Raw genomic sequence first — 19,776 nt, forward strand, 5'->3', positions numbered from 1 at the left:
TCGGGACCGGGCTCTGCGGCAAGAGGCCTCAATGGGACGGCAGATCCGCGAACAGCCGGCCATAAACCGCCGGTAAGGCCTCCGGCAGATCGTCCGCGATGAGACCGGCCCCGGCCTCGTTGCCGGCCTCGCCGTGCAGCCAAACCCCGGCGCTCGCGGCCTCGAACGGCGGCATGCCCTGCGACAACAGCCCGCCGATGAAACCCGAGAGCACATCGCCCGAACCCGCCGTCGCCAGCATCGGCGGGGCGTTCTCGGCGATGGAGGCGCGCCCGTCCGGGCTGGCGACGACCGTATCCGCGCCCTTCAGCACCACCACCGCCCCGAGCATGCGTGCCGCCGCCCGCGCGCGCGCCAGCTTGGAAGGAGCGTCAAGAATATCGGCCTGCCCGGCAAACAGGCGCGCGAACTCGCCGTCATGGGGCGTGACGACGGCTCCGGCGCATCGGCCGAGCAGAGCGGCGAGGCTAACCGCTTCGCCCGCGAAGCTGGTGAGGGCATCCGCGTCCACCACAAGGCTGCGATGGGAGCCGCCGGCGGCCTCCAGCAGGTCCCGCGTCCGCGCGCCGACCCCGAGCCCCGGCCCGAGCACGACCGTGGACAGGCGCCGATCCTCCAGCAATGCGATCAGATCGGCCGGCGCCGCGCACGGGCGCGTCATGATGGCGGCATAGGAAACGGCGTGGATCGCCAGCGCCTCGGGCGGACAGGCGATGGTGACCAGCCCCGCCCCCGCCCGCAGCGCCCCGCGCGCCGAGAGCCGCGCCGCGCCCGCCGTCCAGGCGCCGCCGCTCACCACCACCGCATGGCCGCGCGCATATTTGTGACCCATCGTGCCGGGAACCGGAAAATGCGCACCCCAGGCGGCTGGTGCGTTCACGCCTGTGAGCGGCCGGATGGTTTCGAGCACCGTTTCGGGAATACCGATATCCGCCACCCGCACCCGGCCGCAGAGCGCGCGGCCCGGCAGCAGCAGGTGGCCGGGCTTGCGGCGAAAGAACGTGACCGTCTCGACAGCCTGAGCCGCCGCCCCGCGGACCGCGCCGGTGGCGCCGTCCAGGCCCGAAGGCAGATCGACGGCCACGATCGGCTTGCCGCTCGCCCCCATGCGCTCCACGAGGGCGCGCGCGGCGCCGTCGAGATCGCGGGCAAGGCCGGCGCCGAACAGGGCGTCCACGATCAGATCGCCCGCGCCGAGATCGAGGGTGGCGGGGTCCTCCACCGGGCCGTTCCAGCGCTCGGCGGCACCGGCCGCATCGCCCTTCAGCGCGGCGCGGTTTCCCAGCAGGGCGAGGCGGACGCGGAAGCCGCGCTGCTTCAACACCCGCGCCGCGACGAATCCGTCACCCCCATTGTTTCCCGGACCGCAAAGGATCGTGACCCGCGTGGAAAGAGCTTGGCGCGCGACCGTATCCGCCACGGCCGTGCCGGCCCGCTCCATGAGCACACTGCCCGCAATTCCGGCACGGATGGCAAGTTGGTCAGCCTGACCCATCTCGGCAGGGTCTAAAAGCTCGATCATTCGGGTCTCCATCGCCTCTTGCCTATTTCCCGTCCATCAACTGTCGATAAGCGCATTAAACACTGCACAATATCTGATCATTCTGACTGTTTTTTAGTCACAGTTGCCAATGGGCAGCGAAGAGGTCATGTATTGCCGCGCATGGCACGCATCCTGCTTAAGGGGAAACCGGCTCGGCCAATTGCCGGTGGGACGGGCCAGGGAGACGGAGCGCATGAAAAAGATCGAGGCCATCATTAAACCCTTCAAGCTCGACGAGGTGAAGGAGGCGCTGCAAGATGTCGGTCTCCAGGGCATCACCGTCACCGAGGCGAAGGGCTTCGGGCGCCAGAAGGGCCACACTGAGCTCTATCGTGGAGCCGAATATGTGGTCGATTTCCTCCCGAAAGTGAAAATCGAGGTGGTTATCGCCGACGACATGGTCGAAAAAGCCGTGGACGCGATTCGTCGCGCCGCGCAGACCGGCCGCATCGGTGACGGCAAGATCTTCGTCTCCAACATTGAGGAAGCGATCCGCATCCGTACGGGCGAATCTGGTCTCGACGCCATTTAATAAAGTACCAAGAACAGTACTAGAGGAAAGGCACTTACCAGCATGTCTACGGTCAAGGATGTCTTCGACTCCATAAAGAACAACGACGTTAAATACGTCGACCTTCGCTTCACCGACCCACGCGGGAAGTGGCAGCACGTAACCTTCGACCTCTCCATGGTGGACGAAGACCTGTTCAGCGAAGGCACCGCCTTCGACGGCTCCTCCATCGCCGGTTGGAAGGCCATCAACGAATCCGACATGCAGCTTCTGCCCGATCCGGCAACCGCCTGCATTGACCCCTTCTTCTCCGAAACCACGATGTCCATCGTGTGTGACGTGCTGGAGCCCACCACCGGCGAACCCTATGCGCGCGATCCGCGCGGCATCGCGAAGAAGGCCGAGGCCTACGCGAAGTCCACCGGCATCGGCGATGCGGTCTATTTCGGCCCCGAGGCCGAATTCTTCATCTTCGACGACGTGCGCTTCAAGGCCGACCCGTACAACACGGGCTTCAAGCTCGATTCCGTCGAGCTGCCGATCAATGGCGACACGGAATATGAAGGCGGTAACCTTGGTCACCGCATCAAGACCAAGGGCGGCTACTTCCCGGTTCCCCCGCTCGACAGCGCGCAGGACATGCGTTCCGAAATGCTCGGCGCCATGGCCAAGATGGGCGCGAAGGTGGAAAAGCACCACCATGAAGTCGCCTCCGCCCAGCACGAACTGGGCCTGAAGTTCGGCCCGCTCGTCACCATGGCCGACCATCTGCAGATCTATAAGTACTGCATCCATCAGGTCGCCAACATCTATGGCAAGACCGCGACCTTCATGCCGAAGCCGGTGTTCGGCGACAACGGCTCTGGCATGCACGTCCACCAGTCCATCTGGAAGGACGGCAAGCCCCTGTTCGCCGGCGACAAGTATGCCGACCTCAGCCAGGAATGCCTGTGGTACATCGGCGGCATCATCAAGCATGCCAAGTCGCTGAACGCCTTCACCAATCCGCTGACCAACTCGTACAAGCGGCTGGTGCCCGGCTATGAAGCTCCGGTTCTGCTCGCCTATTCCGCGCGCAACCGTTCGGCCTCCTGCCGCATCCCCTACACCAACAATCCCAAGGCCAAGCGCGTCGAGGTCCGCTTTCCCGATCCGGGCGCGAACCCCTATCTCGCCTTCGCGGCCCTGTTCATGGCCGGCATGGACGGTATCCTCAACCGCATCGATCCCGGCGCGGCGATGGATAAGGACCTGTACGATCTGCCCCCGGCGGAGCTGAAGCAGATCCCGACCGTCTGCGGTTCGCTGCGCGAAGCGCTGAAGTCGCTGGAAGATGACAATGCCTATCTTCAGAAGGGCGGTGTCTTCGCTCCGGACTTCATCGAAGCCTATATCGATCTCAAGATGACCGAAGTGATGCGTTTCGAAATGACGCCGCACCCGGTCGAATTCGAGATGTACTATTCGGTCTGAGGCCGAACCGGCCGGCGGTTCGCCACCGGCTTCCTTTGTGTGACTCTTCCAGCTGGGGCGCCTTCGCGGCGCCCCTTCTTTTTGCCTGCCGACGGACGGCAGCGCCCTCAGCCCAGAAACCACCAGGCGCCGCCCAGCAGCACGGCCTCACCCGCAAGCGCCCCGAGCAGAATCGAACGGCGGCAGGCGAAGAACACCGCGACCCCTATGGCGATGCTCGCAAGTCGCAGAAGCAGCGGCATCTCGGCCAATGTGCCCGCCGGGGCGAAGATCAGCCGGCCCACCACGGCCGCCAGCAAGGCCGTCGCCACCGCTTTGACCCAGCGGAATAATTCGCTGCCTTCCTGCACTTTTCGGCCGGCCACCATCGCCAGCGCCCGCCACATCTCGGTGGGCAGGAAGCCGACCAATATCACCACCAGTATCGCCGCCGCCTCACCGGAAAGCGCGCTCATGCGCGCCTCCGCAGAAAGAGCCCGATGAGATAGGCGACGGTTCCTCCGCCGATGCCGCTGATCATCAGGTCCGCCCCGCCGGCGAGCCCAACCACGAACGGCACGCTCAAAAGTCCGGCGGCAAGGGCAAGCCAATCCATCAGGTCACGGCCGGCATTGCGGATCATCATCAGCGAGAACGACACCGGCGTGAGAAACAGCAGGGCGGCAGCAAGTGTGGGCGGCAATTCCCCTGCGAGGAAGAATCCCACCGCCGTGCCGGCGAGGCTTATGGCCAGCAGCGCATTGCCGAGCCCAAGGGCGAACGCGACGCGCCCCTCGCCCGGAACCTTGGGCAGCAAGCGCAGCCCCTCCACCCAGAAGGTCATCGCCACATAATGGGAGCACAGCAACTCCGCCCAGAAACTGCGCCTATGGCCGCGCATGAACGGGGCGATCGCAACCGTCATGGGCAGCAACCGCAATGAGGACAGGCCGATGGCGAGGGCAATCGCCGGTAACGCGGTTCCAGCCCCGATGCCGCCAGCAAGGATCACCTGGGCCGGAAGCGCCCAGATCAAGAGCGTGGAGAGCATGCCGGCAAAGAAGGGGAAGCCGACCCCATGAAGCAGGCCTCCCAGACCGACATAGCCGGCGAAGAGCACCACTCCGGGCACGGAGATGGCGTGCCGCGCGCCATGCCCCGCCCAGCCGAGAGTCGTGCGGTGCAGTGTAGGAACAAGGTCGGGCGGCGGAGGTGGCGGTTCGGCCGGAGCAGAGAAAGAGGGCGGCACGGGCGGCTTCTTGTCCGTTCTGGAGTGCGTGTCGGGCAAATTAACATCACATGGTTGCGTGGCATCTGCATCATTTGCAGAGCTCCCACACAGGCCATGCGGCTTACAGCCGGCGCGTGCAGCACGCTTTCGCCGCCGGCCGTTAGGCAATAGAAGGAATGGGCCTTTCTCCAGCTTTCCAGCGAATCCCGTGCGCGTCGTTCCCTTTCCCTATGCCGATCCGGTGGCGCTGTTCGAGGCCTTCGCGAGCGAGCCTTTCGCAGCGTTGCTCCACAGCGGCGCGATTGACGGTGCACGCGGCCGCTATTCCTACATCGCCGTCGATCCGTTCCGTCGCATTCTGGCATCAGCCGACGGCGTGCGGGTGGACGGGCTGCTGGTTTCGGCCGATCCCTTCACCGCGCTGGAAACCGCCCTCGATGCCTGTGTCCTTGAGGCCGGTGAGAGCCCGGTGCCTTTCGCAACGGGCGCTGTCGGGTTTTTATCCTACGAGCTCGGCCGCCATCTGGAACGCCTGCCCGCCCCTCGCTCAAGCCCCGTGCCGTTTCCCGACATGGCTTTCGGGCTCTATGATTCGATTGTCGCCTTCGACCATGTGGAACAGGCCGCCTTCGTCCTCTCCAGCGGCATGCCCGAACCCGCGGGCCCTGGGCGCGTGCAACGGGCGCAGGCGCGGGCCGAAGCCCTCCTCGCCCGCATCACCTGCGCGCCCAAGCAGCGGCGGCAGCCGGATTGGTCGGCCCGTAGCTCTTGGACGGCGATTCAGCTGCGGGCGGAAGTGGAAGCCAGCATCGCCCGCGTGATCGAATATATCCGCGCTGGCGACATCTTTCAGGCCAACCTCACCCAGGCCATGCTGGCCGCGCGTCCCGCCGGCCTCACTGATTACGCGCTCTATCTGCGCCTGCTGGATTTGAGCCCCGCGCCCTTCTCCGCCTTGCTCACGGGGGATGGCACACACGCCGTTATCAGCGCCTCGCCAGAACGCTTCCTGCGCCTGAGCGCCAAGGGCGAGGTCGAGACACGCCCCATCAAGGGGACGCGCCCCCGGCATGCCGAGCCCGCGCGCGATGCTGAGAGCGCCGCCGCCCTGCTGGCGAGCCCCAAGGACCGTGCAGAAAATCTGATGATTGTCGATCTGATGCGAAACGACCTTGGCCGGGTCTCGCGCATCGGAAGCATCAGTGTGCCGGTGCTGAACGGGCTTGAGACCTTCGCCTCCGTCCATCATCTGGTCTCCGTGGTGGAAAGCCGGCTGCGCCCAGGCATCGGCCCCATGGACCTGCTGAGGGCCTGCTTTCCCGGTGGGTCGATCACCGGCGCGCCGAAGATCCGCGCCATCGAGATCATCCACGAATTGGAGCCGCTGCCGCGCGGGATCTATTGCGGCGCCATCGGCTGGATCGGCTTCGACGGCGCCATGGACACGTCCATCGTCATCCGCACATTGGCACGCAGCGGTGAGACACTGATCGCCCAAGCCGGGGGCGGCATCGTCGCGGATTCGGTTCCGGCGGACGAATATGAGGAAAGCATGGTGAAAATCGCCCCCCTGCTGCGGGCAGTTTCAGGAGAGCCGGCATGATCCTGTGGCTCAACGGCGCGCTCGTGGAGCACGGTGCGGGGCGGATTTCCCCCGACGATCGCGGCTTCACCCTCGGCGACGGCCTGTTCGAGACCCTGCGCGCCAAGGGCGGCGCCCTATGGCACCTGCATGCCCATCTCGCGCGCCTCGCCGCCGGGGCGCGCGTTCTGGGCCTGCCGCTGCCGCAGATGGATTTCAAGGCCGCAGCGCTCGCGGTGCTGGAGGCGAACGGGCTTTCCGATGGGGTGGTGCGCATCACGCTGAGCCGAGGGTCCGGTCCGCGCGGCGTGCTGCCGCCGGCCGAGCCCGAACCCACGTTGCTGATCACCGCCGCCCCCGCATCACCGCCCGCGCCGCCGGCACGCCTCGTCATCGCCCGTGTCACACGGCGCAACGAGCTGTCGCCGCTGCATGCCGTCAAATCGCTGAACTACCTGGACAATATTCTCGCCCGCCAGGAGGCCGCCGCGCGGGGGGCAGACGATGCCCTGTTGCTCAATACGCGCGGACGGGTGGCCGAAAGCACCATCGCGAACCTGTTCGTGGTGATCGGCAACATGCTGCTGACACCGCCCGTGTGCGAAGGCGCCCTGCCCGGCATCATGCGCGCCGAGGTGCTGCGCGAACACGGCAGCGAAGTGACGCTTCGGGAAGAGGATTTGGCTCAGGCGCAGGAGATTTTTCTCACAAGCAGCCTGGGCATCCGGTCCGTGTCGCATCTTGAAGGGCGTGCGCTGCCCGACGCCTATCCGGTCGCCGAGACCCTGCGCGCGTCGCTCGGCCTTTAAGGTCGGCGAGGCGGCGGCCTGCGCCATCGGATTCTCGCGCAGCGCTGCCATGCGGCGCTTTCAAACAAAGCGGGCGGCCAATGGCCGCCCGTTTCGCATTTCAATCCACCGCTCGGCTCACGCCTTGACGAGGGGTACCTTGGGAACATGGCTCCCGCGCCGCGGACCGGAACCGGCCGCTCCTCCGCCACCGCCGGAACGCGGCGTCTTCGGCGGGGTCTTGGATCCGCCCTTGGGCCCACCGGACCTTGACGGCCCGGACTTGGCCGACGCCGTTTCCGCCTTGCGGCGCGGCGCGCGCTTGGAAGGCGCGGGCACGATCTTGTCCGGCTTCGGTGTCACGGGACCATCCGGGAATTCGAAGCCGAGCTTCGATTCCTTGCCGGTCCCCTGGACCACCACCAGCACATGCCCACCGCCCTTGAGCCGGCCGAACAGAACCTCGTCGGCCAGCGGCGTCTTGATATATTCCTGGATCACCCGCGCCATGGGGCGGGCGCCCATCTGCTCGTCATAGCCGCGTTCCACCAGCCAGGCGGTCGCCTCGTCGGAGAGTTCGATGGTGACGTTGCGATCCGCCAGCTGGGCTTCCAGCTGGAGGACGAACTTCTCCACCACCTGTCCGATCACCTCGTGCGGCAGATGCGCGAAGGTCACCACCGCGTCGAGACGGTTTCGGAATTCCGGCGCGAACGTGCGGTTGATGGCCTCGATGTCGTCGCCCGAACGCTTGGTGCGGGTGAAGCCATAGGCCTCCTTCGATAGGTCCGCCGCGCCCGCATTGCTGGTCATGATCAGGATCACATTGCGGAAATCCACGGTCTTGCCGTTGTGGTCCGTGAGCTTCCCGTGGTCCATCACCTGCAGCAGGATGTTGAACAGGTCCGGATGGGCCTTTTCGATCTCGTCCAGCAGCAGCACACAATGCGGAGTCTGGTCGACGCCGTCGGTCAACAGGCCACCCTGGTCGAAGCCCACATAGCCGGGAGGGGCGCCGATCAGCCGCGAGACCGTGTGGCGCTCCATATATTCCGACATGTCGAAGCGCAGCAGGTTCACCCCGAGAATGGAGGCGAGCTGCTTGGCCACTTCGGTCTTGCCGACGCCGGTCGGGCCAGAGAACAGATAGGAGCCGATGGGCTTTTCCGGCTCCCGCAAGCCGGCGCGCGCCAGCTTGATCGACGCCGAGAGCGCCTCGATGGCCTTGTTCTGCCCGTAGACCACCCGCTTCAGCGTGCTTTCCAGATGGGCGAGCACTTCCGCGTCGTCCTTGGAAACCGTCTTAGGCGGGATGCGGGCCATGGTTGCGATGGTGGCCTCGATCTCCTTCAAGCCGATGGTCTTCTTGCGCCGGCTCTCGGGCATCAGCATCTGGGCCGCGCCGCTCTCGTCGATCACGTCGATCGCCTTGTCGGGCAGCTTGCGGTCGTGGATGTAGCGCGCGGACAGTTCCACCGCGGCCTTGATGGCCTCGTTGGTGTAGCGCAGCTTGTGATAGTCCTCGAAATAGGGCTTGAGGCCCTTCAGGATCTCGATCGTGTCCGGAACGGTGGGCTCCGCCACGTCGATCTTCTGGAACCGCCGCACCAGGGCGCGGTCCTTCTCGAAATACTGGCGATATTCCTTATAGGTGGTCGAGCCCATGCACCGCAGCGTGCCGGAGGCGAGCGCCGGCTTCAGCAGGTTGGACGCATCCATGGCCCCGCCGGAGGTCGCACCCGCGCCGATGACGGTGTGGATCTCGTCGATGAACATGATGGCGTTGGGATAGGCCTCGATCTCCTTCACCACCTGCTTCAGCCGCTCTTCGAAATCGCCGCGATAGCGGGTTCCCGCGAGCAGGGCGCCCATGTCGAGCGAGAAGATGGTGGCGGTTGCGAGCACTTCCGGAACGTCGCCATTGATGATGCGCCGCGCAAGGCCTTCGGCGATGGCGGTCTTGCCGACGCCGGGATCGCCCACGAACAGCGGATTGTTCTTCTGCCGCCGGCAGAGAACCTGGATCGTGCGCTGGATTTCCTTGTCGCGGCCGATGAGGGGGTCGATCTTTCCCTCATGCGCCTTCTTGTTGAGGTTGACGCAATAAGCGTCCAGGGCATCAGCCTTTTTCTTGGTGTCGTCTCCGGATTTCGTCTCGGTCTCCTCTTCAGCGCCGCGCACCGGCCGGCTCTCCGAAAGGCCGGCACGCTTCGCGATGCCGTGGGAAATGTAATTGACGGCGTCGTACCGCGTCATGTCCTGCTCCTGCAGGAAATAGGCGGCATGGCTCTCGCGCTCGGCGAAGATGGCCACGAGCACATTGGCGCCGGTAACCTCTTCCCGCCCCGACGACTGAACATGGATGACCGCGCGCTGGATGACGCGCTGGAAGCCGGCGGTGGGCTTTGAATCGTCGCCGGCGGCCTGGATCAAATTCTCCAGTTCGCTGTCCACATATTCGATGAGATTACGGCGCAGCTTGTCGAGATCGACATTGCAAGCCCGCATGACGGCTGCAGCGTCCTGATCGTCGACCAAAGACAGCAGCAAATGCTCGAGCGTCGCGTATTCGTGGTGGCGCTCGTTGGCAAGGGCGAGCGCCCGGTGAAGCGATTGTTCGAGGCTGCGTGAGAAAGTTGGCATCTAGACCTCTATCTCGTGCACCGCCCGAAACCCGGAACGTCCGTCGGCTCCGTCGGCACACGCGCTCCTTCAAACTTTGTACCGGCCCTCAGATTACGCAAGAGCCTTGCCCGAACATCTCCATCACCAATTTGAGACGCTGCCGAACGCGAATGCACCTATTTTTTTTCCATCACACATTGCAGAGGATGTTGGTGTTTGCGCGCGAAGTCCATCACCTGCGTCACTTTTGTCTCGGCGACCTCATAGGTGAACACGCCGCACTCGCCGACGCCGTTCTGGTGAACGTGCATCATGATGGTGTTCGCCTCCTCGCGCCCCTTGTTGAAGAAGCGCTCGAGCACGTGGACCACGAATTCCATGGGGGTGTAGTCGTCGTTCAACAGCAGGACGCGATAGAGGCTGGGCCGCTTGGTCTGCGTCTTCGTGCGGGTGATGACGGCGGTGCCGGGATTGTCGTTGCCGCCGTTTCGGCGCGGCGGTTCGCCAGCAGCCATCGGCGGCGCATAAGCCGCACGCCCCGGGCGCAACGGGGAATGAGAAAGATCAGAGCGAGAAGAGGACTGCATCATTTCATCGGCATCCGTGCCAGGTTTTGACGGGCCGCGCAGATGCGGTCGGGCGTCGGGCACGTGCCAGATAATAGGAACGGGGGCCCGGCAATGCCAGACCACCGTTGGTCATAGGCTTCAAAATGACGCCTCCCGGCTCACTTTGGAAAGCCACGCGAAAGGCTCCCGTGGGAGCCTAAGCGTATCAGGCGCTGTCACTGAACCTTGGCGAAGGCGCTCTCGTACGGCTTGTAGGCTTCCTTGGCGAGTTCCTTGTACAGCTCGCCGAGCTTGGTGGTTTCCGCCACCAGGCCTTCGTACGCGGTCTTCAGGTAGGACTGCTGGATCTCGACAGCCTGCTCGAGCGTCTTGGCGCCCAGCAGCTTCTCGAGAGTGGCCGTGCCGAGCTCGAACGAGCTCTTGGTGTAATCGGCGATTTCGAGCGCGATCGCCTGGGCGCTCTTGGAGAAGGTGCCGAAGCTCTTCATGGCGATTTCGACGTTTTCCTTACCGAGCTTCTGAAAGTCTTCGATATTCTGGGCCATGGGTGTCCTCATGCGTTTGTTAAGGCTGCCACTCGTTAAGTGCGGTGCGGTGGGCCATTCGGATCCGCCCCAGTTGCATTAAGATGCATTGCAACAAATCCGTCAACAAAATTGTGCAGTGCACCATGCCTCATTTTGGCTTGGTTTACGGCTTGGTAACCGCGGGTTTTTAGGCTGTAGCCAGTCATTCCCCGGTTCATGGACCCGAGCTCAGCTGAATTTTCGCGCCGCCGCGCGAGAATGAGACGCTCCACTCCAGGCCGGACCCTTTCCTGGACTGACCCACGGGACACGGTTTCATGCGTATTGCGATCGCGAACGGCTCCTTCTCCGCCAAGCTCGTCGCGGCGGCACTTGCCGCAGTGATGGTGGTGGCTTCCGCTGGTTGGGCGGATGCGAAGCCACGCAAGCAGAAGAGCGCGCAGGCGCATTCGCAATCCAAGAAGGCCAAGGCAACGGCCGATCGTTCGGACGAGAACACCGGTCCCGGATGGAAAACGGGAAGCTCCGCCATCATCGTCGACGGCAACACCGGCAAGGTCCTCTACGAGGATAATGCCGACGCCCTGCGGCATCCTGCCTCCGTCACCAAGGTCATGACGCTCTATCTGCTGTTCGAGCAGCTCGAAGCCGGCCGGCTGAAGCTCGACAGTGAAATGGTGGTTTCCGCCCGCGCCGCTTCGCAGTCCCCGTCCAAGTTGAACGTCCGTGCCGGCTCCACCATTGATGTGGAGGACGCGATCAAGGCGATCGTCACCCGCTCGGCCAACGACGTCGCCGTGGTGATCGCGGAAACCGTCGGCGGCACCGAGGAAAGGTTCGCCGACATGATGACCCGCAAGGCCCATGCCCTCGGGATGTCGCGCACCAATTTCGAAAATGCGAACGGCTTGCCCAATCCTCGCCAGGTGACGACGGCGCGTGACCTCTCCGTCCTCGGCCGAGCGATCCAGGAGCGCTTCCCGCGCCAGTACAAATATTTCGCGACCCGCTCGTTCACCTACAAGGGCGAGACGATCGGAAACCACAATCGGCTGCTGGGCCGCATCGATGGCGTGGACGGGATCAAGACCGGCTACACCCGCGCGTCCGGGTTTAATCTGCTGACCTCGGTTCACCGCGACGACCGCTACATCATCGGCGTCGTGCTCGGTGGCAGCAGCGCCTCGTCCCGCGATGCCCGCATGGCGAGCCTGATCGCGAATAATTACAACCGCGCCTATGCCGGCAATCGAACCGTGCCGAAGGTGACGGAGACCGCATCCAATGACGAGGATGCCACACCGGCCGCCGTGGCCGCCGCGCGTCCCGCCGCTCCGTCCTATCCCATCGCCCCGCTGCCCGCGCCCCAGCGCCTCGCTTATGCCGGTGCGGACCCGGTGGTCACAGCAAGCATTCCTCCCCGCGGCCCCGCGCCCGGTTCGGCCGAACCCATCAAGCCCGTGGCGGTGAAGACGGTTTCCATCCAGCGCCCGGTCGCTGCGCCCGTCCCCGCCCCGAGCTTTACGCCGGGCAACGGAACGCTCGGCTTCATCGGCTCCAACGGCTCCCCGGTCGCCGCCGCTGACATTCCCGCCCAGCGCGCTGCGCCCCTCCAGGCGCCCCAGGTCAACGCTGCTCCCATCCCGACGGCCGCCGCGACGAGCCAGCCGGCAAAGCCCATCCGTACCGCATCTGCCGGCCCGGTCGCCCTGCCCGCCTCCTCGTTTGAACCCGCGGCGCGCGCCGCCGAGCCGCCCCGCGCCAGCGCGGAAAGCGCTGCGCAGCCCCGTCACTCGGGCTGGGGCATTCAGATCGGCGCCTTCGGTGCGGAGAAGGAGGCGCGTGCCAAGCTCGATGTCGCCCAGGCGAAAGCCAAGAGCGTTCTGAGCCAAGCCGATGGATTTACGGAGAAAGTCTCAAAGGGTTCGACGGATCTCTACCGCGCCCGTTTTGCCGGACTCGACGAGAAAGGCGCAAAAGAAGCGTGCCGTTTACTGCAACGCAACGATTTCGCCTGCATGATTTTCCGTAATTGATGTAGTGCGTTTGGAGAGAATCAGAGATGTTTGTCGAGAATGACATCTTTCGCTTGATTCACTCTCGCAGCAAGATAACTGGATCCGCCATGATCGGGGTGGAGCTTTTTCATCAAGGCGCGATGGGCGGCGCGAACCGCAGCTTCTCCCGCCCCCGGTTCAAGCCCAAGTATTTGATGGGCCTCTTCTTCCGTCATCGCGCTGTTGCGCGCGCTCATACTGCTTCCCTCCCCGCTCCTGCCACCCGCATTACTCTGCGCGTGTTCACGCCAAGCGGGCGCCCTGCGGTCGAGATAAGCTTCGATTAGCGCGAGCGACTGGGCGTCGAGCCCGCCGCGCAGAGCCAGGAGATCGGGAACTTCAAGATCATCGAGCGAAGTGCCCGCGCGAGGGCCGGTTGTCACGCGCCCGCTCAGGACGCCGGTGTCGTGGTTCAGCTCCATCTCAAACATAGGCGAGGACACGCGTGAGACACGGGCCGCTCGCCGCCGGGCGAAGCCGCCCTGACCGAAAAGGTTGGAGAGCCAGCCCCCGATCCCGCCTCCATTCACCTGCGCCAGAAGGCCGGCACCAAGCATGGCGAGCGGAACCGCCGCCGCGAAGCGGCCCGTCACCAAGGAGACGGCAGCACCGCCGAGCATCAGATACCCGGCGATCTTGTACAGCGCCGTCGCCAATGCCTTGGGCGAGGCTTTGGTCCATAATTTGAGCGCGTAAAGCCCCAGCAGCAGCAGAAGCGCTCCCGCGATCAAAGTCACCACGCGCACTCTCCCGCGATCGTCGAGTTAAGATGGAGGCCGTCGGTCATTGGCCCATGGCCGAGAGCAGCCGCACCGCCCCCGACTCTTTCGTTGCCAAAAGGGCTTGCCGCCCGCCGGCGGCATAGGCGGCCACCGCGCGCAGCAGAGCCCGCAATTCTCCGTCCGCGCCGGGGCGGAAACGACACCAGGCGCCGGAGGTTAAGCGCGCCATTTCCTTGAACACGGCTTCCACCTGCCGGTCCTCGCCTTCCTGGAACAGAAACAGGCGCACGCCGAGCAAGGCAAGCTCACCCGCCTTCGCGGCGAGGGCATCGGGGTTTTCCTCCACCGCATCCCCGACGAAGACGGCCGCCTTCAGCCCGGAGCGCTGCGCCTCCTTCGCGAGATGCCCGAGCACGCGCGAGATTTGCGTGTGTCCGCCCTGGCAGGTGATGGCGCCCATCAGGGCGCCGAGCCGTGCGGGCTCGGAAACCCAGGGCGACGCGCGGCATTCCGAAAGGCCGCGATAATAGATCAGCTGAACATCCAGTCCGCCGAGATCCGCGGCGGCTGAAAACAGGTCGCCCTGAATGCGGCAGGCGAGATCCCACGTGGGCTGGCGCGAAAAAGTCGCGTCCAGGGCGAAGGCCAGCCGGCCCCGCCCTCCCCCCGCTTGCGCGGGTCCGAGCTCGCGCGCGGCGGAAAGGAAGGCTGCAAGCTCTGCCTCGCTCGCGCCCCCTGCGGGGGTCAACGGCTTTTTCGGCGCGCTCATGGCTTGGCGATCCCCAACATTGGGGCGGTCAGACGCGGGCGAAGGGAATCTTGGTCCATCCCTGCAAAATAGGCCTTCTCGCGCCCCACACCAGAGGGGCGCGTTGCAGCGCCATGCGTGGCGGCGGATCACGCGGTTGACCCGCAAGTTTCCCGCGCTAGGGTCTGCGCCGCAAAAAAGTGGGCGGGCCGTCGGGGCCTGCGGGAGAAACACGATGGCGGGCAAGCCCGAAGTGGTGGAAACGGTCGATACCTTGCGCACGCGGGTAGGCACGTGGCGTGCGGGGGGCGAGAAAGTCGCGCTGGTTCCCACCATGGGTGCCCTCCATGAAGGCCACATTGCCCTGGTGCGTCACGCCAAGACCCTCGCGCAACGGATCGTGGTCTCCATCTTCGTAAACCCGACCCAGTTTGCCCCGAACGAGGACTTCTCCCGCTATCCGCGCACCTTCGACAATGACCTCGCGCTGCTCGCAGCCGAAGGTGTCGACGTGGTCTATGCTCCCACGGCCGCCGATATGTATCCGCAAGGGTTCGCCACCCATTTTGCAATGGGCGGACCGGCGCTGGGGTTGGAAACAGATTTCCGCACGCACTTTTTCGCCGGCGTCGCGATCGTGGTGAGCAAGCTGTTGATCCGCACGGGGCCGGATTACGCCATGTTTGGCGAGAAGGACTATCAGCAACTAAAAGTTGTGACCCGCCTCGCCGCCGACCTCGACCTGCCCGTGGAAATCGTGCCCGGCGCCACGGTGCGCGAGCATGACGGGCTCGCTCTGTCGTCCCGCAATCGCTACCTTTCCCCGGAGGAGCGGGCCATCGCTCCGGTGATCCATCTGGCGCTGAAGGAAGCTGCCGCCGCGATCCGCGCCGGCACGCCCGCCAATGCCGCGGCGACGGCAGCCGCCGATCGCATCACGACCGCCGGGCTAAAGGTGGATTACGTGGCCGCGCGCCATGCGGAAACCCTTGCGCCTCTGGCATCAGCCGACGAACCCGTCCGATTGCTGGCGGCGGCGTGGCTCGGCAAGACCCGTCTCATCGACAATATCGGCGTTTGACGCCCAGGCCTTCGGCAGGAGCCACACGCGTGCCTCGCTATTTCTTCGATACTGAAATCGGCGGCCAGACGCTGAAGGACGAGAGCGGCATTCTGCTGCGCGACGCGGATGCAGCCTGGGAGCGGGCGCAGGCACTTGCGGCCTCGCTGCTGGCGACGCAGGCGGGTGATGCGCGGCTGCTCGCCGCGGTCATCGCCGTACGCGACGCGGAAGGCGAGATCGTGCTGGAATTTCCGGTCTCCGAGGCCATCCGGCACGACGGCCATTGAGGGTCACTATCGGGTGCGCGGGGCTTTCCCGCCACAGAGCGGGCCGGTAGCTTAGGTGCAATCTGAGGTTTGTGCGGCGCGCCGCAAAGTCGGCAAAGGCAAGGGTTCAATGAAGGACGCGCTTGTAGTTATGGGAATGCACCGCAGCGGCACATCCTGCCTTGCGGGGGCGCTCGTGCACCTGGGCGCCACGCCACCCCGGACCTTGATGGAGCCCACCGCCCATAATCTGCTGGGGTATTTTGAATCGACGCGGATTTCCGATCTCAACCAGGAAATCCTCAAATCCGCCGGTTCCGACTGGAGCGATTGGCGCGCCTTCAATCCGCGCTGGAGGGAAACTGCGGTCGCCCACGCGTTTTCCGAATCCGCTCGGGGCCTGATCGAGGAGGAGTTTGGCGGCGCGCCGCTGATCACCCTCAAGGATCCTCGGATGTGCCGCCTGACGCCGTTCTGGTTCGACGAATTGAGGGCGAGCGGCTACGCCCCTCGGGCGCTTCTGCCCATTCGAAACCCGCTCGAGGTTGCGCAATCGCTGCGCGAGCGCGACGGCTTGTCGATCGCCCACGGGCTCCTGACGTGGCTGCGGCACGTGCTGGATGCCGAACACGCGACCCGCTCGGGTCCGCGTGATGTCATCTCGTGGAACGCACTTCTTTCCGACTGGCGTGGCACGCTGGAGACCACCGGCACGCGGCTTAATCTGGCTTGGCCGCGCTGGTCCGACTTTTCCGCCGCCGAGATCGATGGGTTCATCTCCGACACGCTGCGACATCAGCGGGTTGACGATCCCAATTGGCGCACGCGGTCGGAAATCCATGAATGGGTCCGCCTCGCCTACGACGCGCTTGATGAATTGAGCCGCACGCCGAGTTCCAACAGCGCCCTGGAGACGCTGGACCAGGTGAGACGCGACTTCGACCGGGCGTGCCAGCTCTATGGACCGGCGCTGGCGGTCATGCAGGAACGGCTGAGGAGGGCCGATTCCCGGGTCGGCGAACTGGATGCGCACGTCGAACATGTCGGCATTGCCGCGGAAGCCGCCCGCGTCGAGATGGAGGCCCTTCGCAACCGGATCAGCGAACTGGAGGGTGAAGTTTTAGCCCTGACCCAGGATCGCGACGCGATCCGCGCGCATGTGGACAATCTCGAGATCGCTCTCAAGGCGACGGAGGAGAACCCCGCCGATTTCGAGGCGGAACGCGCCGCGCTCGCGGCGGAGATCGAGCGGCTGAATATCGCTCTTCAAGCAGCCGAGGCGAACCTCGCGGCCGAGCGTGCGCAAGAGAGCACGGCGCAGGATGCGGAAGACACGCGCCTTTTCCTTGAGCGTGAGGCGCGGCTCGCCCTGGAATCCCGGGCGCTACAGGCAGAGACGGAAGTTGAGGCTCTGCGCGCGGAATATTCCACCGCACAAGCACGGCTCGACACGGAGGCAGCTCAGTCCGCCGTTTTGATGGAAGAAGTTTCGGCGCTCGCCAGGGACCGCGACGCCATCCATGCCCACTCCTTGAATCTTCAGGAGACCCTCCAGGAACTGGGAATGGAGGTTTCCGTCGTCCGTCAAGAAATGAACCTCGCCGTCACCGATCGGGACGCGGCCCGCGCTCACGCCCTCGATGTCGAGCGCCTCTTCGAGGAGGCGCGGCAGCAGAACGAGAACGCCATCAGGATGCAGGCGGCTGCTCATCAGGCCGAACTGTCCGAGCTGCGCGCCGTGCATGCAGCCGCAGCGCTTCGCGAGGAAGCGGGCTCGGCAGAGGAGCGGCGCCTCGCCGGAGAAGTGTCGGTTCTGCACGAGGAGGTGGCCGCCCTGACCGCAGATCGCGATGCGGTTCACGCTCATTCCCTGAGGATGGAGCGTGGTCTCAGCACCGCGCGTGCGGAATTCATCGCGCTTGAGCGCCAGACCGCAGCCGTTCAGGCGGAACTTGATCGGGTCTTGGAGCTTAGAGCTGCGAGCCGTCGGCGTGCGCGTAAATTGCTGGGCTCAAAACTTGCCAAATGGCTCGTTCCCGATGTCGTGCCCCCGCAAAGCGACGCCTGAGATATCCCGCCTTTCCCAGACCCTAGGGAGCCCACATGTCAAACACCCCGCTTCTCCGCCAGCAGATCAAAGCGGCACGCGCGCTCCTCGGCTGGACCAAGACAGACCTCGAGCGGACAAGCGGGGTGCCCGCGCAAACCATTAAGGCCATTGAATCCGGCGGCGTGAGCGACCAGACAGAGGCATTGCACCGCATGCGGGCGGCACTCGATACGGCCGGGGTGGAATTCATCGACTCGGGCGTGCGGATGCGTCCCGCGGGTGAAGGTCTGCGGACAGACCAGCTCAACGCCTCGAATGACGATTAACCCGCCGTTCGCCAGCCTGCGCTAAAAGCCGCGGCTTGTCGGCGGCGAGCTATGGTCTATCTTTAACGCTGGGCCGCGCGCGCGCATCAAGAACGCAGTGCCTTTATCCCGAAGGCGCAGCGCGGGTTTGGGAGACTGAAATGCTGAAGCAGCCGCGTGAACAGTTCATCGAAGGCCTCGGCGTCATCGAGACCACCCAGACCGATAATATCCTGCGTTGGGACGGTGACATGGTTTACGTCGAATATGACGTCTATCACAACGGTCAGATGGTTCATTCAAAATACAAGAAGCGCGTGACGCGTGAAGTTGCCGCCGCGCTGATTGCTGTCCTCACTGAAAAAGCGTCGTCTAACTGATATGATGCGGCACGGCAGGGCCCGTGCCGCATCCACATCTTCGTCCCTGGCGCTTATGATTTAATTGCGTCAGGTCTTAATCTGAATTTGCTTGATGCGCTCGAAATGCCGCTCGAGCATGGGCAGCGTTTCGGCCGCATAGTCCTTTAGCGCGCTCTGGTCCCCGTCCTTCGCGAAGCTGGCGAAGATGCCGACGGCGGCATCGTGCGCGCTGGTCTGCATCTGAACGAACAGCGCGTCGAAATCCGCACCCGTCGCTGCCTTGAGCTGCTCGATCTTCGCTTCATGCTTGGGATCGAGAGTAGACGGCACCACGATCTGTCCATCGGCCTTCGCCGCTGCCGCCTTCAGTCCGGCGAGGGCGTGCGTGTGATCGGCCACGAGTTGCGTCGCCAGAACCTTGATCCGCGCATTCTCGCTTTTCTCCATGGCGAGCCGCCCGGCCTCGATCTCGAACCGGTCCGCAATCCCTGCCGCCTCGACGAATTTGGGACCCGAGAGGGTGCCCGCCAATTGCGCTTGTGCAAGCATCGGCGCCGCCATGAGGGCGATGCAGGCGAGGATGAGGGTCTTGATGTGGGGCATTGGCGCCTCCTTTGGCCAAGGAAGAAACCTTCCGTAACGACCGCTGGTTCCGTGACGCGCAATCCTCGTCCGCTAGGCGGGCTCCTGCACGAGGGTCAGCGCGAAGCCATCATACCCCTTGCTGCCCACCGTCTGGATCGCCGTCGAGCTGAGGTGCGAATCTTCGGCCAGGAGGTCGAACAGGCGCCGCACACCTTGAACGCGGGGATCACCGCTGCCCGCGTCCGCCACCTCACCGTCGCGGATCACATTGTCCCACACGATCAGGGTGCCGGGCCGCGACAGACGCAGGGCCCAGACGAGGTATTCGGGATTGTTCGGCTTATCGGCGTCCACGAAAATGAGATCGAAGGGGCCGGCTGCGTCATGCTCGACCGCCGGCAAGGTGTCGAGGGCGCGGCCGACCCGCAGGTCGATGCGCTCCGAAACACCCGCACGCTCGAAATTTTCGCGCGCCACTTCCGCATAGCGGCTGTCGGCTTCCAACGTCACGACCTTGCCGTCAGCCGGTAGAGCACGGGCGAGCCAGATGGTGCTGTAGCCGCCCAGGGTGCCAATTTCGAGAATGCGCCGGGCGTTCACCATGCGCGCGAACAAGGCCAGCATCTGCCCTTGAGCGGGGGAGACATTGATCGCAGGGAGACCGGCCGCGGCGCTCGCCTCCAGCACGGCGTCAAGCGTCGCGTCGGCGGGCACAAGCGTCTCGACGATATAATCATCGACGCGCGACCAGCACCGCAGGTTAATGTCTGCTTCGCTCATGCCAGCCGCC

Annotated in this window: 20 protein-coding genes; 10 read left to right on the plus strand and 10 right to left on the minus strand. The window is 64.7% G+C overall.

All coding sequences use genetic code 11. The annotated features are described in order from the left end of the window. Positions 1 to 28: 28 nt before the first annotated feature. Positions 29 to 1,522, minus strand: coding sequence for an NAD(P)H-hydrate dehydratase (locus V5F68_RS11325; RefSeq protein ID WP_394014843.1), 1,494 nt, complete (start codon positions 1,520 to 1,522; stop codon positions 29 to 31). Positions 1,523 to 1,736: 214 nt separating this feature from the next. Between V5F68_RS11325 and V5F68_RS11330 the strand changes: the two genes are divergently transcribed. Next, a complete protein-coding gene (locus tag V5F68_RS11330) occupies positions 1,737 to 2,075 on the plus strand; it encodes a P-II family nitrogen regulator (protein ID WP_348845278.1) in 339 nt (112 codons plus the stop codon). A gap of 42 nt (positions 2,076 to 2,117) precedes the next feature. Further along, entirely contained in the window at positions 2,118 to 3,527 is a 1,410-nt protein-coding gene (gene glnA / locus V5F68_RS11335; RefSeq protein ID WP_394014844.1) for a type I glutamate--ammonia ligase, read from the plus strand. Between the two features lie 107 nt (positions 3,528 to 3,634). Here the strand turns inward: glnA and V5F68_RS11340 are convergent, their stop codons facing one another. Further along, positions 3,635 to 3,982 carry an AzlD domain-containing protein gene (locus V5F68_RS11340; RefSeq protein ID WP_394014845.1) on the minus strand — a complete coding sequence of 116 codons (348 nt, stop codon included), beginning with the start codon at positions 3,980 to 3,982 and terminating at the stop codon, positions 3,635 to 3,637. Beyond that, positions 3,979 to 4,755 (minus strand): AzlC family ABC transporter permease, encoded by a 777-nt coding sequence (locus V5F68_RS11345; RefSeq protein WP_394014846.1) that lies wholly within the window; start codon positions 4,753 to 4,755, stop codon positions 3,979 to 3,981. Before V5F68_RS11345 ends, V5F68_RS11340 begins: the two co-directional genes overlap by 4 nt. 190 nt (positions 4,756 to 4,945) lie before the next feature. On the opposite strand from V5F68_RS11345, the gene pabB reads away from it, so the two are divergent. Then, entirely contained in the window at positions 4,946 to 6,340 is a 1,395-nt protein-coding gene (gene pabB, locus V5F68_RS11350; protein ID WP_394014847.1) for an aminodeoxychorismate synthase component I, read from the plus strand. Then, complete coding sequence (locus V5F68_RS11355) at positions 6,337 to 7,128, plus strand: aminotransferase class IV (RefSeq protein ID WP_394014848.1); 792 nt, start codon at positions 6,337 to 6,339, stop codon at positions 7,126 to 7,128. The genes pabB and V5F68_RS11355 overlap by 4 nt, the downstream gene beginning before the upstream one ends. Before the next feature lie 117 nt (positions 7,129 to 7,245). Here V5F68_RS11355 and clpA read toward each other — a convergent pair whose 3' ends face one another. The 3 genes from clpA to V5F68_RS11370 form a co-directional block, all read right to left on the minus strand. Then, a complete protein-coding gene (gene clpA / locus V5F68_RS11360) occupies positions 7,246 to 9,750 on the minus strand; it encodes an ATP-dependent Clp protease ATP-binding subunit ClpA (protein WP_394014849.1) in 2,505 nt (834 codons plus the stop codon). A 158-nt stretch (positions 9,751 to 9,908) separates the two neighbouring features. Continuing rightward, complete coding sequence (gene clpS, locus V5F68_RS11365) at positions 9,909 to 10,322, minus strand: ATP-dependent Clp protease adapter ClpS (protein WP_394014850.1); 414 nt, start codon at positions 10,320 to 10,322, stop codon at positions 9,909 to 9,911. A gap of 194 nt (positions 10,323 to 10,516) precedes the next feature. Further along, positions 10,517 to 10,846 (minus strand): phasin family protein, encoded by a 330-nt coding sequence (locus V5F68_RS11370; protein WP_348845015.1) that lies wholly within the window; start codon positions 10,844 to 10,846, stop codon positions 10,517 to 10,519. Positions 10,847 to 11,145: 299 nt separating this feature from the next. Between V5F68_RS11370 and V5F68_RS11375 the strand changes: the two genes are divergently transcribed. Further along, on the plus strand, positions 11,146 to 12,864 hold the full coding sequence (locus tag V5F68_RS11375; protein ID WP_394014851.1) for a D-alanyl-D-alanine carboxypeptidase family protein: 1,719 nt from the start codon (positions 11,146 to 11,148) through the stop codon (positions 12,862 to 12,864). 20 nt (positions 12,865 to 12,884) lie between these two features. Here the strand turns inward: V5F68_RS11375 and V5F68_RS11380 are convergent, their stop codons facing one another. Both V5F68_RS11380 and V5F68_RS11385 read right to left on the minus strand, forming a co-directional pair. Continuing rightward, complete coding sequence (locus V5F68_RS11380; protein ID WP_394015168.1) at positions 12,885 to 13,622, minus strand: J domain-containing protein; 738 nt, start codon at positions 13,620 to 13,622, stop codon at positions 12,885 to 12,887. 46 nt (positions 13,623 to 13,668) lie between these two features. After that, positions 13,669 to 14,376 carry a VWA domain-containing protein gene (locus V5F68_RS11385; protein ID WP_394014852.1) on the minus strand — a complete coding sequence of 236 codons (708 nt, stop codon included), beginning with the start codon at positions 14,374 to 14,376 and terminating at the stop codon, positions 13,669 to 13,671. A 214-nt stretch (positions 14,377 to 14,590) separates the two neighbouring features. On the opposite strand from V5F68_RS11385, the gene panC reads away from it, so the two are divergent. The 5 genes from panC to V5F68_RS11410 all read left to right on the plus strand — a co-directional run bounded on the left by panC (position 14,591) and on the right by V5F68_RS11410 (position 18,419). Beyond that, the gene (gene panC / locus V5F68_RS11390) at positions 14,591 to 15,436 is read left to right on the plus strand and encodes a pantoate--beta-alanine ligase (protein WP_394014853.1); all 846 of its coding nucleotides are present in this window, start codon (positions 14,591 to 14,593) and stop codon (positions 15,434 to 15,436) included. A gap of 29 nt (positions 15,437 to 15,465) precedes the next feature. Continuing rightward, entirely contained in the window at positions 15,466 to 15,705 is a 240-nt protein-coding gene (locus V5F68_RS11395) for a DUF6894 family protein (RefSeq protein ID WP_394014854.1), read from the plus strand. A 109-nt stretch (positions 15,706 to 15,814) separates the two neighbouring features. After that, entirely contained in the window at positions 15,815 to 17,752 is a 1,938-nt protein-coding gene (locus V5F68_RS11400) for a hypothetical protein (RefSeq protein WP_394014855.1), read from the plus strand. A gap of 35 nt (positions 17,753 to 17,787) precedes the next feature. Next, positions 17,788 to 18,060, plus strand: coding sequence for a helix-turn-helix domain-containing protein (locus V5F68_RS11405; protein WP_394014856.1), 273 nt, complete (start codon positions 17,788 to 17,790; stop codon positions 18,058 to 18,060). A gap of 140 nt (positions 18,061 to 18,200) precedes the next feature. After that, on the plus strand, positions 18,201 to 18,419 hold the full coding sequence (locus V5F68_RS11410) for a hypothetical protein (protein ID WP_348845007.1): 219 nt from the start codon (positions 18,201 to 18,203) through the stop codon (positions 18,417 to 18,419). A gap of 69 nt (positions 18,420 to 18,488) precedes the next feature. Here the strand turns inward: V5F68_RS11410 and V5F68_RS11415 are convergent, their stop codons facing one another. Together V5F68_RS11415 and V5F68_RS11420 are read right to left on the minus strand one after the other, a co-directional pair. Next, positions 18,489 to 19,004, minus strand: coding sequence for a DUF4142 domain-containing protein (locus tag V5F68_RS11415; RefSeq protein WP_394014857.1), 516 nt, complete (start codon positions 19,002 to 19,004; stop codon positions 18,489 to 18,491). Positions 19,005 to 19,076: 72 nt separating this feature from the next. Then, positions 19,077 to 19,766: an O-methyltransferase gene (locus V5F68_RS11420; protein ID WP_394014858.1), complete on the minus strand. Its 690-nt coding sequence runs from the start codon at positions 19,764 to 19,766 to the stop codon at positions 19,077 to 19,079. Positions 19,767 to 19,776 lie beyond the last annotated feature (10 nt).

Source organism: Roseixanthobacter pseudopolyaromaticivorans, assembly GCF_043195145.2.
GTDB lineage: Bacteria > Pseudomonadota > Alphaproteobacteria > Rhizobiales > Xanthobacteraceae > NCEH01.